The sequence below is a fragment of the Streptomyces mutabilis genome (assembly GCF_014649815.1).
In the GTDB taxonomy this organism is placed as follows: domain Bacteria; phylum Actinomycetota; class Actinomycetes; order Streptomycetales; family Streptomycetaceae; genus Streptomyces; species Streptomyces mutabilis.
In genome coordinates this window covers 514,495-531,818 of record NZ_BMTT01000002.1, presented here as the reverse complement: position 1 = coordinate 531,818, position 17,324 = coordinate 514,495, and the positions used below count along the sequence as shown (strand labels likewise).

10 protein-coding genes are annotated in these 17,324 nt (G+C 71.4%); 7 read left to right on the top strand and 3 right to left on the bottom strand.

What is annotated here, in order from left to right; translation table 11 throughout:
* Positions 1-8: 8 nt before the first annotated feature.
* Genes nuoL through nuoN form a run of 3 tightly spaced genes read left to right on the top strand, consistent with a single transcriptional unit; the run spans position 9 to position 5,205 of the window.
* Positions 9-1,973 (top strand): NADH-quinone oxidoreductase subunit L, encoded by a 1,965-nt coding sequence (gene nuoL / locus IE142_RS06640; protein WP_191884801.1) that lies wholly within the window; start codon positions 9-11, stop codon positions 1,971-1,973.
* Positions 1,974-1,978: 5 nt separating this feature from the next.
* Positions 1,979-3,550, top strand: coding sequence for an NADH-quinone oxidoreductase subunit M (locus tag IE142_RS06635; protein ID WP_191884800.1), 1,572 nt, complete (start codon positions 1,979-1,981; stop codon positions 3,548-3,550).
* Positions 3,547-5,205 (top strand): NADH-quinone oxidoreductase subunit NuoN, encoded by a 1,659-nt coding sequence (gene nuoN / locus IE142_RS06630; protein WP_191884799.1) that lies wholly within the window; start codon positions 3,547-3,549, stop codon positions 5,203-5,205. The genes IE142_RS06635 and nuoN overlap by 4 nt, the downstream gene beginning before the upstream one ends.
* Positions 5,206-5,284: 79 nt before the next feature.
* Here the strand turns inward: nuoN and IE142_RS06625 are convergent, their stop codons facing one another.
* Entirely contained in the window at positions 5,285-5,884 is a 600-nt protein-coding gene (locus IE142_RS06625) for a Uma2 family endonuclease (RefSeq protein ID WP_191884798.1), read from the bottom strand.
* A 260-nt stretch (positions 5,885-6,144) separates the two neighbouring features.
* Here IE142_RS06625 and recQ point away from each other — a divergent pair, with 260 nt between their 5' ends.
* Positions 6,145-8,160: a DNA helicase RecQ gene (recQ, locus tag IE142_RS06620; protein ID WP_191884797.1), complete on the top strand. Its 2,016-nt coding sequence runs from the start codon at positions 6,145-6,147 to the stop codon at positions 8,158-8,160.
* Positions 8,161-8,240: 80 nt separating this feature from the next.
* Here recQ and IE142_RS06615 read toward each other — a convergent pair whose 3' ends face one another.
* Positions 8,241-9,179 (bottom strand): M56 family metallopeptidase, encoded by a 939-nt coding sequence (locus tag IE142_RS06615; RefSeq protein ID WP_191884796.1) that lies wholly within the window; start codon positions 9,177-9,179, stop codon positions 8,241-8,243.
* A 299-nt stretch (positions 9,180-9,478) separates the two neighbouring features.
* Entirely contained in the window at positions 9,479-10,711 is a 1,233-nt protein-coding gene (fahA, locus tag IE142_RS06610; RefSeq protein WP_191884795.1) for a fumarylacetoacetase, read from the bottom strand.
* 407 nt (positions 10,712-11,118) lie between these two features.
* Here fahA and IE142_RS06605 point away from each other — a divergent pair, with 407 nt between their 5' ends.
* The 3 genes from IE142_RS06605 to IE142_RS06595 all read left to right on the top strand — a co-directional run bounded on the left by IE142_RS06605 (position 11,119) and on the right by IE142_RS06595 (position 17,293).
* Complete coding sequence (locus IE142_RS06605; protein WP_191884794.1) at positions 11,119-12,360, top strand: DegT/DnrJ/EryC1/StrS family aminotransferase; 1,242 nt, start codon at positions 11,119-11,121, stop codon at positions 12,358-12,360.
* Entirely contained in the window at positions 12,353-14,944 is a 2,592-nt protein-coding gene (locus tag IE142_RS06600; RefSeq protein ID WP_191884793.1) for a lipopolysaccharide biosynthesis protein, read from the top strand. The genes IE142_RS06605 and IE142_RS06600 overlap by 8 nt, the downstream gene beginning before the upstream one ends.
* Positions 14,945-15,205: 261 nt before the next feature.
* A complete protein-coding gene (locus tag IE142_RS06595; protein WP_229830183.1) occupies positions 15,206-17,293 on the top strand; it encodes a glycosyltransferase in 2,088 nt (695 codons plus the stop codon).
* Positions 17,294-17,324 lie beyond the last annotated feature (31 nt).

Here is a 17,324-nt window from a genome sequence, read left to right as displayed (position 1 = left end):
GCTGAATCGTGGAGAATCTGATTGCGCTGCTGGTGGCGGCGCCCTTGCTCGGAGCGGCGGTCCTGCTGTGCGGCGGTCGCCGACTGGACGCCGTAGGCCATTGGATCGGCACGGTGCTGGCGGCCGCCTCCTTCGTGATCGGCGTCGTCCTCTTCGCCGACATGCTCGGTGCCGGCGCCGAGGACCGCACCCTGACGCAGCACCTGTTCAGCTGGATCCCCGTGGAGGGTTTCCAGGCCGACGTCGCCTTCCGGCTCGACCAGCTCTCGATGACGTTCGTGCTGCTGATCACCGGCGTCGGCTCGCTCATCCACCTGTACTCGATCGGGTACATGGAGCACGACGAGCGGCGCCGCCGCTTCTTCGGCTACCTGAACCTGTTCCTCGCGGCGATGCTGATCCTCGTCCTCGCCGACAACTACCTGCTGCTGTACGTCGGCTGGGAGGGCGTCGGTCTCGCCTCGTACCTGCTGATCGGCTTCTGGCAGCACAAGCCCAGCGCCGCCACCGCCGCGAAGAAGGCCTTCCTGGTCAACCGCGTCGGCGACATGGGGCTGTCCATCGCGATCATGCTGATGTTCCTGTGGTTCGGCACCTTCGCCTTCGGGCCGGTGCTCGGTGGCCACGGGGAGGCCGGGCTCGCGGGCGAGGCCGGTGAGGGCAAGCTCACCGCGATCGCCCTGATGCTGCTGCTCGCCGCCTGCGGAAAGTCCGCCCAGGTGCCGTTGCAGTCCTGGCTCGGTGACGCGATGGAGGGCCCGACCCCGGTCTCGGCCCTCATCCACGCCGCGACCATGGTGACGGCGGGCGTGTACCTGATCGTCCGCTCCGGAGCCATCTTCAACGGCGCGCCCGACGCACAGCTCGTCGTGACCATCGTCGGCGCGGTCACGCTGCTGTTCGGTGCGATCGTCGGTTGCGCCAAGGACGACATCAAGAAGGCGCTGGCAGGGTCGACCATGTCGCAGATCGGCTACATGGTGCTGGCGGCCGGTCTCGGCCCCATCGGCTACGTCTTCGCGATCATGCACCTGGTGACGCACGGCTTCTTCAAGGCCGGGCTGTTCCTCGGTGCCGGTTCCGTCATGCACGGCATGAACGACGAGGTCGACATGCGCCGCTACGGCGGACTGCGCAAGTACATGCCGGTCACCTTCATCACCTTCGGCCTCGGATACCTCGCCATCATCGGCTTCCCGGGTCTGTCCGGCTTCTTCTCCAAGGACAAGATCATCGAGTCGGCGTTCGCCAAGGGCGGGGCCGAGGGCTGGATCCTCGGCGCCTGTGCGCTGCTGGGCGCGGCCGTCACCGCGTACTACATGACGCGCGTGATGCTGATGACGTTCTTCGGCGAGGAGCGCTGGCGCAATGCCCCCACGCCGTCGCCCGCGAAGCCCGATGTCGAGCCCGCGGCCCAGACGCACGGCGAGTACACCCCGCCGCACCCGCACGAGTCCCCGAAGGCCATGACGATCCCGATGATCGTGCTGGCCGTCGGCTCGGTGTTCGGCGGTGCGTTCTTCAGCATCGGCGACCGCTTCGTGCACTGGTTGGAGCCCATCACCGGGCACGACCACGGTCACGCGCCGATCAGCGCCCTGACGGTCACCGTCTCGACGGTGGCCGTGATGGTCATCGGCGTCGCGGCCGCCTGGGCGCAGTACGGACGGCGTCCGGTCCCGGCCGTCGCCCCGCGTGGATCCCTGCTCACCCGCGCAGCCCGGCGCGACCTGCTCCAGGACGACTTCAACCACGTGGTCCTGGTACGAGGCGGCGAGCATCTGACGCGCTCCCTGGTCTACGTCGACCACTCCCTGGTCGACGGCGTCGTCAACGGCACGGCGGCCTCGGTCGGCGGTCTGTCCGGGCGGATGCGCAAGCTGCAAAACGGATTCGTGCGCAGTTACGCGGTCTCGATGTTCGGCGGTGCGGCGGTCCTCGTCGCCGCGACCCTGCTGATGAGGGCGGTCTGATACCGATGTCCTTTCCCCTGCTGACAGTCACGGCGGCCCTCCCGGCCGTCGGGGCCATCGCCACGGCCGCCGTACCGGCCGCGAAACGCACCGCGGCCAAGTGGCTCGCGCTGCTGTTCTCGCTGGCCACCCTCGCGCTGGCGATCGCGGTACTGGTCCGCTTCGACCCCGGCGGCGACCGCTACCAGCTCACCGAGTCGCACTCCTGGATCGCGGACTTCGGCGTCCGTTACGAACTGGGCGTGGACGGCATCGCGGTGGCACTGATCGCGCTGACCGCCCTGCTGATCCCGTTCATCATCCTCGCGGGCTGGCACGACGCCGACCCGCTGGAGACCGGCAGCAGCCGGTGGCGGCCGACCCAGGGATTCTTCGCCCTGATCCTGCTGGTCGAGGCGATGGTGATCCTCTCCTTCGAGGCCACCGACGTCTTCCTCTTCTACATCTTCTTCGAAGCCATGCTCATCCCGATGTACTTCCTCATCGGCGGCTTCGGGGACCGGGCCCACGAACACGGTGAGAAGACGGCGGCGACCCAGCGGTCGTACGCCGCGGTGAAGTTCCTCCTCTACAACCTGGCCGGCGGTCTGATCATGCTGGCCGCGGTGATCGGGTTGTACGTGGTCGCCGGGAATTTCTCCCTCACCGAGATCGCCGAGGCCCGGGCCAGCGGAGAACTGGACATGGCGACCAGCACCGAGCGGTGGCTGTTCCTCGGTTTCTTCTTCGCCTTCGCGGTGAAGGCGCCGCTGTGGCCGCTGCACACCTGGCTGCCCAACGCCATGCAGGAGTCCACCGCGCCGGTCGCCGTACTCATTACGGCGGTCGTCGACAAGGTCGGCACCTTCGCGATGCTCCGCTTCTGCCTCCAGCTCTTCCCGGAGGCGAGCAAGTGGGCGACGCCGGTGATCCTGGTGCTGGCGGTCATCAGCATCATCTACGGAGCGCTGCTCGCGGTCGGCCAGCGCGACATCAAGCGGCTGATCGCGTACGCGTCGATCTCGCACTTCGGCTTCATCATCATGGGCATCTTCGCGATGACCAGCCAGGGCCAGTCCGGCGCGACGCTCTACATGGTCAACCACGGCATCTCGACCGCCGTGCTGATGCTGATCGCCGGTTTCCTGATCTCGCGGCGCGGCTCGCGGCTCATCGCCGACTACGGGGGGGTGCAGAAGGTAGCCCCGGTGCTCGCCGGCACCTTCCTGATCGGCGGCCTGGCGACCTTGTCCCTGCCGGGTCTGGCGCCGTTCATCAGCGAGTTCCTGGTCCTGGTCGGCACGTTCACGCGCTATCCGGTGATCGGCGTCATCGCCACCTTCGGCATCGTGCTGGCCGCGCTCTACACCCTCGTCCTCTACCAGCGGACGATGACGGGCCCGGTGAAGCCGGAGGTGTCGGCGATGCCCGACCTGCGGGTGCGGGAGCTGGTGGTCGTGGCGCCGCTGGTGGCGCTGCTGATCTTCCTGGGCGTCTTCCCGAAGCCCCTCACGGACATCGTCAACCCAGCGGTGGAGCAGACCATGTCCGACGTACAGAAGAAGGACCCCCAGCCTGAGGTGGAGGCGGCCAAGTGAGCGCAACAGCCGTCCACAGCCTGTGGACAACGGCGGCGACGGCGGCCGACCCGATCGGCAAGATCGACGCGCCGAAGATCGAGTACGGGCAGCTGTCGCCCACCCTGATCGTCATCGGCGCAGCGGTCATCGGCATCCTGATCGAGGCATTCGTGCCGCGCAGGTCCCGCTACTACGTGCAGATGTTCCTGTCCGTCGTCGCGCTCGTCGCCGCCTTCGCCGCGGTCGTGGCGCTGGCGGCGGGCGGATACGGCACGACCAAGGCGGGCATCGCGGCGATGGGTGCCATCGCCGTCGACGGCCCGGCCCTGTTCCTCCAGGGCACCATCCTGCTGGTGGCGCTGGTCGGCCTCTTCACCTTCGCCGAACGGCGGCTCGACCCGCAGGCGCACGGCAACCGCGTCGACTCCTTCGCCGCCCAGGCCGCGGCCGTGCCGGGCAGCGAGAGCGAGCAGAAGGCGGTCAAGGCCGGCTTCACCACGACGGAGGTCTTCCCGCTCCTCCTTTTCGCCGTCGCCGGCATGCTGATCTTCCCGGCGGCCAACGACTTCCTGACGCTCTTCGTGGCCCTGGAGGTCTTCTCCCTCCCGCTGTACCTGCTGTGCGCGCTGGCCCGCCGCAAGCGGCTGATGTCGCAGGAGGCGGCGGTCAAGTACTTCCTGCTCGGCGCGTTCGCCTCCGCGTTCACGCTGTTCGGCATCGCCTTGCTCTACGGCTACGCGGGCTCCATGTCGTACGGCACGATCGCGCAGGTCGTCGACGGCACCGTGCAGAACGTCACCCCGGCGCTCGCCGACACCATGGGCAACGACGCGCTGCTGCTCGTCGGGGCCGCGCTGATCGTCATGGGGCTGCTGTTCAAGGTGGGCGCGGTGCCGTTCCACATGTGGACGCCGGACGTCTACCAGGGCGCGCCGACACCGGTGACCGGCTTCATGGCGGCGGCGACCAAGGTGGCCGCCTTCGGTGCCCTGCTCCGCATCCTCTACGTCGTCCTGCCCGGCCTGCGCTGGGACTGGCGGCCGGTGATGTGGGCGGTGGCTATCGTCACCATGCTGGCCGGTGCGATCGTCGCGATCACGCAGACCGACATCAAGCGGCTGCTGGCGTACTCGTCGATCGCGCACGCGGGCTTCATCCTCGCCGGTGTCATCGCGACCACGCCGGAGGGCATCTCGTCCGTCCTCTTCTACCTGGCCGCGTACAGCTTCGTCACGATCGGCGCCTTCGCGGTCGTCACGCTGGTGCGCGACGCGGGCGGCGAGGCGACGCACCTGTCGAAGTGGGCCGGGCTCGGACGCAGGTCGCCGCTGGTGGCGGCCGTGTTCGCCGTGTTCCTGCTGGCCTTCGCGGGCATCCCGCTCACCTCCGGATTCTCCGGCAAGTTCGCCGTGTTCAAGGCGGCGGCGGAGGGCGGGGCGGTTCCGCTGGTCGTGATCGGCGTGATTTCGTCGGCGATCGCGGCGTTCTTCTACATCCGTGTGATCGTGCTGATGTTCTTCAGCGAGCCGCGTCCGGAGGGCCCGACCGTCGCGGTGCCGTCACCGCTGACGGTGACGGCCATCGGCGTCGGGGTCGCCGTCACGGTGGTGCTCGGCCTGGCGCCGCAGTACTTCCTGGACCTGGCGGGGCAGGCGGGGGTGTTCGTGCGCTGACGCGGCGCTCGCCGGTTCGGACACGGCGGCGGCCCGGCATCCCCCAAGGGATGCCGGGCCGCCGCCGTGTGCGTGTGGGTCACTCGCCGCCGCGGCGCGCCTTGATGGCCGTCAGGTCCAGATCCAGCGGGAAGGGCACGCTCAGCTTCATCCGCTCACGGAAGATGCCGACGGCGACGTATGCCCCGGTGGCGGGCTCCAGCTCGAAGGCGTGGACGACGGCTAGCCCCTTCTCGTTCTCCACACGCCAGTAGTGGGTGATGCCGGCCCGGGCGTACTTCAGGGGCTTGGTCTCGCGGTCGCGGGAGACGGACTCGGCGGAGACGACCTCGATGGCCAGGGTGACGGCGTCGGCGGGATAGCGAGTCTGCTCCGGGTCGTCGACGACGTCGCCGCGCACGACGATGACGTCCGGTTCGGGCCGGTTCTGCCGGTCGATGTCGATGGTGAACTCGCGGACGACCTCGAACTCCGCCGGGGCGAGGGACTGCAGCTGCCAGTTGAAGAAGTCGACAGCGCGTGAGTGGAAGAGGGGCTGCGGACTCACGAAGACGAGGCTCCCGTCGATCAACTCCGTGTGCGGAGGCAGGTTCGGAAGCCGGTCCAGGTCGTCCGCGGTCCAGCCGCCCTCCGGCGGGACGGGCCAGTCGGGCGTGGACGCCTTCGGTGCGACGCTCATCAGTGCTCCCATGGGACGGAGTCTCGCGGGTGCGATCAGACTATCCGCCGGAAACGGACGGGTCTCCCGCGAACGTGTGAACGACTGTCGTGTCCTTGACGCGGGTGACGATCGCTACGGTGTGCGGCCTGTGGATAACTCCGGCGCTGTCGGCGCGGCCCCCTATCGTTGAGGCAGTGGTCGGGACAGGGCGGACCGGACGGACAGGACGGGACCAGAAGGCCCGGACAGGCAAGGCAGGACATACGGGGGACGAAGCGATGGGCGGGACGGGCGTGATCGGCGAGATGGCAGAGACAGCACAGGCGACGGGTGCGGACGGCGCGGCGCTGGCCGCGCTGCACCGCGTCTTCGGGTACGAGGCCTTCCGCGGCGAGCAGCAAGCGGTCGTCGACCACGTGATCGCGGGCGGCGACGCCGTGGTGCTCATGCCGACCGGCGGCGGCAAGTCGCTCTGCTACCAGATTCCGTCCCTGGTCCGGCCCGGCACGGGCATCGTGGTCTCGCCGCTGATCGCGCTGATGCAGGACCAGGTGGACGCGCTGCGGGCGCTCGGCGTGCGGGCCGGGTTCATGAACTCCACGCAGGACTTCGAAGAGCGGCGCGTGGTGGAGGCCGAGTTCCTCGCCGGTGAGCTGGACCTGCTGTACCTGGCGCCCGAGCGGCTGCGGCTGGAGGGCACCCTGGACCTGCTGTCCCGCGGCAAGATCTCCCTCTTCGCGATCGACGAGGCGCACTGCGTCTCGCAGTGGGGCCACGACTTCCGCCCCGACTACCTCGCGCTGTCCCTGCTCGGCGAGCGCTGGCCGGACGTGCCCCGGCTCGCGCTCACGGCGACGGCCACGCACGCCACGCACCGCGAGATCACCGAGCGGCTGAACATGCCGACGGCCCGGCACTTCGTGGCCAGCTTCGACCGGCCCAACATCCAGTACCGGATCGTGCCCAAGACCGATCCCAAGAAGCAGCTCCTGAGCTTCCTGCGCGAGGAGCACCCGGGCGACGCGGGCATCGTCTACTGCCTCTCGCGCAACTCCGTCGAGAAGACCGCGACGTTCCTCTCCCGCAACGGCGTCGAGGCGGTGCCGTACCACGCGGGCCTGGACGCGGGCACCCGCGCGGCGCACCAGTCCAGGTTCCTGCGGGAGGAGGGCCTGGTGGTCGTGGCGACCATCGCCTTCGGCATGGGCATCGACAAGCCGGACGTGCGGTTCGTCGCCCACCTGGATCTCCCCAAGTCGGTGGAGGGGTACTACCAGGAGACCGGCCGCGCGGGGCGGGACGGGCTGCCCTCGACGGCATGGATGGCGTACGGCCTCAACGACGTCATACAGCAGCGCAAGCTGATCCAGTCCGGCGAGGGCGACGAGGCGTTCCGCCGACGGGCCCAGTCGCACCTGGACGCGATGCTCGCCCTGTGCGAGACCGCCCAGTGCCGCCGCGGCCAGCTCCTCGCCTACTTCGGCCAGGAACCGGACCCGGCCGGCTGCGGCAACTGCGACACCTGTCTCACCCCGCCGCAGACCTGGGACGGCACGGTGGCGGCGCAGAAGGTGCTGTCGACGGTGGTGCGGCTGAAGCGGGAGCGCGGACAGAAGTTCGGCGCGGGGCAGATCATCGACATCCTGCTGGGCAAGCGCACCGCCAAGGTGATCCAGTTCGATCACGACCAGCTCTCCGTGTTCGGCATCGGCGAGGAGCTGACCGAGGGCGAGTGGCGTGGCGTCGCCCGGCAACTGCTGGCCCAGGGCCTGCTCGCCGTCGAAGGCGAGTACGGCACGCTGGTGCTGACCGAGGCCAGCGGCGAGGTCCTGCGGCGGGAGCGCGAGGTGCCGTTGCGCAAGGAGCCCGAGAAGCCGGCCTCGGCACGGGCGGCGGGCGGCGGACGGAGCGACCGCAAGCAGAAGGCCGCCGTCGCCGAACTGCCCCAAGAGCTGTTGCCGGCCTTCGAGGCGCTGCGCGCCTGGCGGGCGGAGCAAGCCCGGGAGCAGGGTGTTCCGGCGTACGTCATCTTCCACGACGCCACCCTCCGGGAGATCGCCACCGCCTGGCCCACCTCGATCGGGCAGCTCGGGGGCATCAGCGGGGTGGGCGAGAAGAAGCTGGCGACGTACGGGGAGGGTGTGCTGGCCGTACTGGCCGGGCTGGAGGGGCCGGCCGCCGTGTCTGCGCCCGTGTCGGAGCCCGCCCCGGGCCGGCCGTCGGTCGGCTCCGTCTCCGACTCCGGAGCGGACGACTGGCCCGAGGTGGAGCCCGAGCCGGACGACTGGACATAAGGAGCTCGCGGCGGGCGTCGGCGACCGGACGGCGCCGCCCGTGCCCGCTCCCTTGCCCCGCCCCTGGGAGGTCGGTTGCCCTACGCCAGCGCGGTCAGCCCCGGAGCGAAGGTGATCAGCAGGGGGAGGAGGGGCACGAGGGCGGCTGTCGCCGTGGTCAGGGCCCGGTGGCGCGGCGCCAGGCGGGGCGGCGGTTCCAGGAGTCGGTCTACCCGCTCGCCGAGGAGGCGGTGGCTGGAGGCGCAGGACAGGACGCCGCGGTGCTGGTTCAGCTCGATCAGGGCGAGCGCCGTGGTCAGGTGACCGCAGCGACGGGAGGCGGTGTCGTCGGCGGCCAGTTCGACCAGGCGGTGGGTCTGGTCGCAGAAGTGAGCGAAGAGGGGGACTCGGGGGAAGCCGGTGGCCAGGGCCGTGGACAGGTGCAGCAGCCAGTCGTGGCGGGCGCGTGCGTGGCCGCGCTCGTGGGTGAGGACAGCGTCGAGCTGGTGGTCGGTGAGACGCTGCAGGGCGCCGGTGGTGACGATCAGCTGGGGTGGGCTGCCGGGCATCCACCAGGCGTCCGGGTACTCGTCCTCCAGGACCAGGAGGGGGCCGCGGGCGGCGGGGAGCCCGGCGGGCAGATCGGGGGCGCGCTCGCGCAGGTGGGCTCGGGACCGGGCACGACGTCGGCGTGCCTCGACGAGCTCGCGGCCGAGCATGGCGGTCGTCCAGGCGGCGCCACCGGCGAGCAGCAGCGTGAGGGCCGCGGCCCAGGGCGGGCCGGCGGAGAGGTTGTACGCCGCGGTCACCGCGGGCGGCGCGGGTGCGAAGAGCTGGGCGCGGACGGTGCCGAAGACGGCGGCGGCCCCGAGGACGAGCGCCGTCAGACAGCACAGCAGGACGGTGGCGACCAGGCACTGCCACACCCACAGCGCGACCACCGGATCCCGTTCGGGCCACGCGGACCGGGTCAGCGCGCGCGGCACCGGTACCGCGGCGGTCACGGCTACGACGAACAGCAGGAGCAGGCAGAGGGTCATGCCACGGGCTCCGGATCCTGGTCGGAAGGGCGGCTCTGGCTGTGGTGCGGTTGCGGTGGGCGGGGCCTGGGCTTCGGCGGGTGGGGGCGCCGACGCGGGTGCGGACGTGCCGCGCACACCGCCCGACGCCAGTATGACGGTGACGGGCGGTGCGAGTCAGGCCCGGCGGGCAACGGATCCGGGCGGGCGGGTCGTACGGCCGCCACTCGCGTGAGTCGTGCGGCCGCCGCCCGCGCGGGAGTCGCTCCCGCGGGGCGCCGCTCCCGTGGGCACCGCCCCCGCGAGTACCGGCCCGGGTGCTACCGCCCGGTCCGCGGTCCCGCGATCCGTCCGGTCACCTCGCCGAGCCCCACCCGGACGCCGTCCGGCCCCGGCGCCCAGGCCGACAGGGTCACCACGTCGCCGTCCTCGAGGAACGTCCGTCTGCCGTCAGGGAGTTCCAGCGGGTCGCGTCCGTTCCAGGTCAGCTCCAGCAGGGACCCGCGTTCCCGCTCGGCCGGTCCGCTCACCGTGCCGGAGCCGTAGAGGTCGCCGGTGCGCAGCGAAGCGCCGTTGACGGTCATGTGGGCCAGCTGCTGGGCGGCCGTCCAGTACATGGTGGAGAACGGCGGCTCGGAGACGACGTGGCCGTTGATCGCGACGGAGATCCGGAGGTCGTAGCCGCCGGGTTCGTCCTGTTCCGGGGCCGTGTCGTCGAGGTAGGGCAGCAGCTCGTGGGTGCGTTCCGGCGGCGCCACCCGCGCCTCCTCCAGGGCGTCCAGCGGCGTGATCCAGGCCGACACCGAGGTGGCGAAGGACTTGCCGAGGAACGGGCCGAGGGGGACGTACTCCCAGGCCTGTACGTCCCGCGCGGACCAGTCGTTGAGGAGGCACAGCCCGAAGACGTGCTCGCGGAAGTCGCCGAGTGGCACCGGGTCGCCCGGCTCGGACGGCACGCCCACCACGAAGCCGACCTCGGCCTCGATGTCCAGGCGGACGGACGGGCCGAAGACGGGAGCGGTGTCGGTCGGGGCCTTGCGCTGCCCGCACGGGCGTACGACATCCGTGCCGGACACCACGACCGTGCCGGAGCGGCCGTGGTAACCGATCGGGAGGTGCTTCCAGTTCGGGGTGAGGGAGTCGGCGGCGTCGGGGCGGAAGATGCTGCCGACGTTCCGGGCGTGGTTCTCGGAGGCGTAGAAGTCGACGTAGTCCGCGACCTCGAAGGGCAGGTGGAGGGTCACCGACGAAAGGGAGTGGAAGAGGGGTTCGAGGGTTTCGCGGTGGGAGGGGACGGTCACCCAGGCGGTCAGGGCGCGCCGTACGTCGGACCAGGCGGTGCGGCCGGCCGCCAGCAGCGGGTTGAGGGTGGGCCGCGCGAGCAGGGAGGCGTACGGCGAGCCGAGCGCGTGGGCCGCCGCGCCGGCGTCGAGGACGTGGTCGCCGAGCCGGACGCCCACCGTCCGGCCCTGCGTGCCGGGGATCGAGAACACGCCGTACGGGAGGTTGTGCGGGCCGAAGGGGTCGCCCTCGGGGACATCGAAGGGGGGCATCGGGTGCTGCCTCGCTTTCGTGCTCGCCATGTGCGCCGTGCGCGCGCGTGTGTGTGCCACGTGGTTCTGGTCGGGCCACACGTTACGGGTGACATACCGGTCTTGGGCAGTGTGTCGGGAGGGAGCGGTGCGTGGCGTGGGGGAGCGTGCGCAGGTGTGCTGACGTGCGGGGAGTGGTCCAAAGGCCGGTGCGGGAGACGGCGGGAGTGGCCGGTGCGGCGGTGCCTCGGCAGTCGGCGCACGCCCGCGTGAACGCGGGGAAGTGTTGCGCTCCGCTTCCGTTTGAGTGCGGGAAGTTGTCCACAGGCCGGTACGCAATCTTGACGGAGCGGTGCGAACGGGGTGACTCTGGGCGGGTGCCGGAAGGCCTCGGGGAGGGGGCTTTCGACGGCACATCAGGGGGGCGGATGGCCATTGGGGAGGCCGGTCCGGGTTCGGTGCGGGATGGTTCGCAGCCGAGGAAGCGGCTGGAAGAGACCATGCGCGCCCGACTCGGCCGGGAATGCGTGTACGTGCCGTCGTGCCGTTTCGGGCTGTACGCGGCACTGCGTCACTGGTGCCCGCCGGGCGGCCGGGTGCTGATGTCGCCGGTCAACGACGACGTCATCTTCTTCGTCGTGCTCGCGGCCGGACTGCGGCCGGTGCAGGCGCCGTTGAACCCGTCGGACGCCTCCATCGACGTCGATGCCGTGCCCGAGGACGTGTGGGGTTCACTGTCCGCCGTACTGACGACGAACCTGTACGGGAATCCGGACCCGGCACCCGGACTGCGGGCCCGCTGTGACGCGTCGGGCATCCCGCTGTTCGAGGACGCCGCGCACGCCATCGGCAGCGAGGTCGGCGGACGGCCGGTCGGGGCCTGGGGCGACGCCTCCGTTTTCAGCCTGTCCAAGCACGTCGGCGCCAAGGCCGGAGGCGTCCTGGCGGTCGCCGACCCGGGGCTGCGCGAGGCGCTGGAGAAAGCCTGTGACGACCTGCTGCTGCCACGCCGTACGACGGCCGAACTCGCCTACGCCGTACGGCCGTACGCCGAAGCCGCCGTACGCGGACTGCGGTTGCGGCGGGCCGCCTGGGCCACGATGCGACTGCTGGGGCTGATGGAACGCGAGGAGATCCGGATGCCGCTGCGTCCGGACGAGCTGGCCCGCGCGGTCGCCTCGGCTCCCGACCTGGACGCTCACGACCCCTGGGTCCGCGTCGACATGCACGACTACCGGTTGCGGGCCGGCCGGTTCCGGCTCGGGCGCATCGGGCGGCGACTCGACCGGCTGGACGACGTCCTCGCGGCCTGCCGCTCGGGGACGGAGCTGCTGCTGTCGACGCGCTGGGGACATCCGGCGGACGGGCAACCGCGAGCGGCCGTACAGCCGTTGTTCCGAGTGCCGCTGCTCGTGGCGGACCGGGACGCGGCGGCCCGGGCGGTGGCCCGGCACGGCATCGTCGTCGGCTACCTCTACGACCCGCCGCTGGACGACTACGCGGGTGCGGCCTTCACCGATCCGTCCCCGTCGCCCGAGGGCGCGCGCTGGTTCGCGCGGCACGCGCTGCCCGTGGACCCGCTGCGGGCCCGTTCGGTGATCGCGGCGCTGGAGGAGTCCGGAGTGGGGCCGGCCGAGGTACCGGAAGGGCTGGGGCCCACCGGTGGCTGAGACCCAGGTGCACGAGACGGCCGCGGCACCCTCGGGTGGCGGGCCGACGCCGTCCGGGAGCGGGCACAGCGGCGACTCGCTCTTCAAGAACGCCTACTTCCTCATGCTCAGCACCGGCGTCTCCGCCGTGCTCGGCCTGGGCTTCTGGCTGGTGGCCGCCCGCTACTACTCGGAGGAGGCGGTCGGCCAGGGCTCCGCCGCCATCGCCGCGATGAGGCTGCTCGCCAGCATCACGGCGACCACGATGATCGGCGCCGTCGTCCGTTTCGTGCCGCGGGCCGGACGTGCGACCGGGCCACTGGTGTGGCGCGCGTACGCGGCCAGTTCCGTGGTCGTCGCCCTGGCCGCGGTCGTCTTCCTGCTCACCCTCGACCTGTGGGGCGCCTCGTACGCTCCGCTGGGCACCGCGGAGGCAGGTGCCCTGTTCGTCGCGGCCTGCGTGGCCTGGGCGCTGCTCACCCTCCAGGACGGTGTGCTGACCGGGCTTCGCAAGGCGGAGTGGGTGCCCGCCGGGAACGCCGTGTTCTCGGTCGGGAAGCTGATCCTGCTCGCCGCCTTCGCCACCACGCTGCCGGTGCTCGGCATCTTCGTGTCCTGGGCCGTGGCCATCGCCTTCTCCACCCTGCCGCTCGGCTGGCTGATCTTCCGCCGGCTCATCCCGCGCCAGGCCGCCGCCGACCACGACGTGCAGCCGCCCGAGGTCCGCGAGATGGGCCGGTTCCTGGCCGGTGACTCGCTGGGCGCGCTGTTCAGCCTGGCGATGATCAACCTGCTGCCGGTGATGGTCGCGGTCAACTTCAGTGCCGCGGAGAACGGCTACTTCTACGTGGCCTACACCGTCGGCGGCACGATGGAGTTCATGGCCATCAACATGGCCTCTTCCCTCACCGCACACGCCTCGCACGACCCGCGCCGCCTCGCCGACGGTGTCCGCGGAGCGCTGCGCCGCATGACGCTGCTGCTGGTGCCGGTCGTCCTCTTCCTGGTCGCCTTCGCCCCGCAGATCCTCGCGCCCTTCGACAAGGGCTACGCCGAGCACGGCTCCACGGTGCTGCGGCTGCTCGCCGTAGGGGCCCTGCCGCGCATCGTGGTGGAGCTGTACATCGGCGTGCTGCGCGTCCAGGGACGTACCGGGATGCTCGCCGCCGTGCAGGGCACCATGTGTGTCCTGGTGCTGGGCAGCGCGGCGATGCTGTTCACGCCGGCCGGGATCGCGGGCGCCGGGTGGGCGGTGCTGGGCAGCATGACCGTGGTCGCCCTCGGCTGCGCGCCCGGACTGCGTGCCGTCCTGCGGGGCGGCGACGGGGGCGGGCGTCGTTCCGGAGGGGCCGACGGACCGGGCGCCGTTCACGGAGGGGCCGGACTGCATGGCGGCCGGGATCCGGGTCCCGGTACCTCGTACGGCACCCGCTGGGCCCGGTTGAACGCCACCGCCGGGTACGGCACGAGCTGGGCGCGGCGGGCGGCGTACGAGCACGGACAGACCGACGAGGCGGCACGCGAGGACACGGTCGCCCTGTTCATAGGGCGACCCGGCTACGAGCGGGAGGCCCTGGAGGCGGACGCCCTCGCGGTGATCGTCCGGCGGCCACGGGATCCTGACACCGGAGCCGTGTCCGCGCCGGACGCCGATGCCGCGTCCGCGCCTGGCACAGAGCCCGCGACCGAGGGCGATGCCGCTTCCGCGGTCGGCACCGAGCGTCCGGCCGTGTCCGGCCGGGGCGCGAAGTCCGACGCGAACGACGTGCACTCGGACCTCGACGCGCGCTCGGACCTCGACGGGCACTCGGACTTCGAGGTGGACCCCGGTCCGGTCGCCACCCCTGTCCCCGAGGCCGGGTCCCGCTCCGAGTTCGGGGAGTCCGTCACCGACTTCGGCGACGACGAGGGCGACGGCGGGATCGGGCCGATCCCGGAGCGGCTCCTGCGCCCCGTACTGTGGCTCCTCCTCGGCATCGCCACCGTCATCCTCCTGGTCGCGTCGCGTGAACTGCCGTGGCTGGGCGCCGGCGTGACGGAGGCCGAGCTCACCGGACGGGAGCTGCTGCGGGAACTGCCCCTGTCGGCCCTCGTCGCCGGGGCCCTGCTGCTCGTGGTGTTCGTGGCGTCCGTGACGTTGTGCGTCGCGACCGACCCGTGGCTGCCCGGCACCGCGCTGGGTACCGCCGTACTCACCCTGTACGCGGCACCCGTCGCCCTCGGCCGGGAACCGGAGGCGGTCGGTGGGGCGTTCTATACCGAGACGGCCGGTTTTCTGGCGGAAGCGGCAGGGCTCGACGGGTCCGGCCCGCTGCTGCGCTGGGCGCCGCTCGTCCTGCAGTTGCTGTGTCTCGTACCGCTGTGGCTGCTGCTCGCGAAGGCGGGTGGCCGGCTGTCGTGGCAGGGGCGCTGGGGGGTCGTGTATCTCGCCGCGGTGGGGGGCTGGGTCTGGCGCGCGGAGCTCGCGCCTCTCGCGCCGCAGCTCCTCCTGCTGCTCGTCCTGGCCGTCCCGCTCCTGTCGCTGCGCCGCCCCGCCCTCACGACGGACACGACAACGACACAGCCCCCGCACCACACCAGACCGAACAGCATGTCCAGGGACTGATCAAGCACAGAGCCGAATCGCCTAGGGGGAACCGTCGTGCGTCCGCCAGCAACTCCACGGGAGAGATCCGTACCAGAGCCCGTGCCCGGGCAGGAAAACCCGGACGCGTCGAACAGGAAGCCCGAGACGACGCACTCGGAGGAGTCGGAGGCGACCGGGACGACCGGGACGACCGGGACGACCGGGACGGCTGGGACGGCTGGGACCAAGAGGACCACAGGAACGGCCGGAGCGGCCGGGGCGACGGGGACCACCGCCACCATGTCCGAGCACGAGGAAGATCACAAGGAAGAGCACGAGGAGGGACATCGGCGCGAGCGCGGTCACGCACACGCCCACGAAGCGACGGCGTCCCCCCGCGCCTCGCAGGAGACGGCCACCAGGACCTCGCAGGAGGTGTCCGCCCGGCCGGGGCGGGAGTCCGCCGCCCGGGAGTCCACCCCCCGGGACCGGGACCCCGCACGCGCCCACCGAGCCCCTGTCCCGGAGCCCTCCGGCTCCGCCACCGAGCCGCCCGTGACGGATCTGTCCGACCTCACCCCCGCCGCCTGGCCGGCCCGCGCGGCCGCCGCCTGGCCGGCCCTGCCCCTGCTCGTCGCGCTCGCGCTGTGGGGCTACGCGATACGGCACACCGACGTGTCCGCCCTGGACGACTTCGGCCTCGTCAGCGCCCTGCACCCCACCTTCTGGGCCGGCCTCGTCGTGCTGACCGCCGGTTTCTGGTTCACGGTCCGCGACCCGCGCCGCCCGGGCGTGTGGTCGTTCGCGTACGTCCTGGGCCTGCTGGTGATGGAGCGGGCCACCCAGGCCCTGCTCTACCCGACCCCGCTGTACGCGTGGGCGTGGAAGCACGACGCCGTCATCGACCACCTGCTGACGTCCGGCGGCCTCCAGAGCGCGGACCAGCTCGGCGACATGGCCGTCTACGACCAGTGGCCGGGCTTCTTCGCCGCCCAGGCCGCGCTGGTGCGGCTGCTGGGCGTGGACAACGCCGCCATGTACATGGCTTGGTGGCCCCTGGTCTCCAGCGTCCTGCTGCTGCTCCCGCTGCTGCTGATCTACCGGACCTACACCGAGGACCGACGGCTTGTCTGGACCGCCGTGTGGCTGTTCTGCGTCGGCAACTGGGTCGGCCAGGACTACTTCTCCCCGCAGTCCGTCGCCTTCGCCCTGCACCTGGGCGTCATCGCGGTCGTGCTGCGCCGCTACGGCCGCTCGGACGGGCGGCGCGGCAGGCAGGGGCAGGCCGTGTGGACCGTCCTGCTCAGCGTGCTGGTCACCGCCATCGTCGTCTCGCACCAGCTCACGCCCGGCATGCTCGTCGTCACGCTCGCCGCCCTGGCCCTCACCCGCCGCCACCGGGACTGGGTCCCGGTGGTCACCACGGTCGTGATCTTCCTGGCCTGGTGCTTCACGGCCGCGCTGCCCTTCCTGTCCGCCGCGCTGCCGGAGATGATCCGGTCCGTCGGTGACGTCGGCGCCAACGTCGAAACAGGGTACGGAGCGACGCCCACGGGCACCGGTGCGGTGGCGACCTCCTGGGCGGCCCGGTTGCTGTCGGGTTCGGTACTGCTGCTGGCGCTGGCCGGCGTGCTGCGCCAACGGGTGCTGCGGCACCGGGCGCTGCCCTTGCTGCTGGTCGCGGCGGCGCCGTTGCCGATGTTCGTGGCGAGCAGCTACGGCAGCGAGATGATCTTCCGGGTACTGATGTTCATGATGCCCGGCGCCGCCTTCTTCGCCGCTGCCGCGCTGCTGCCCGAGGTTCGCACGCTGGCCGCCGACGCCAGGGCGCGTAGGACCGCGGACCCCTCTCCGGCCACCTCCGCACGGCGGCGGCGCATCCCACTGCCCTCGCTGCCCCCGCTGCGGTACGGCGTGTGGTTGCCGTTGCTCGTGCTGCTCGCCGGGACCCTGGCGTTCGTGCCGAGCTACTCCGGCAAGGACCGCGTCAACTACTTCCCGCCCCAGGAGGTCGCCCTCGTCGAGCAGCTCTTCGGCCAGGCGCCCGACGACTCCATGGTGGTCGCCGCCAACCGGAACTACCCGCTCGCCTACGAGCAGTACTGGAGGGTCGACCACTACTGGTTCCTCGACGACGACCGGCGCCACGTCGACGAGATCGTCCGCGATCCTGCCGCCGTCCTGGCCCGCGACATGGCCGCCGTGGAGGCGCCGGCCCGTGCCTACTTCCTGCTCACGCAGGGACAGGTGGCCAACTCGGAGATGAACGGCCATCTGGACAAGACCCAGTTGGACCGCATCCGCAGGTCCGTCGCGTCGTCACCCCGGTTCCAACTGGTCGCCGAGAACGACGCCGGCGTGCTCTACATCCTGAGACCGGCGAGCTGAGGAGGGCGGGCCAGAAGATGACACGAGAGAA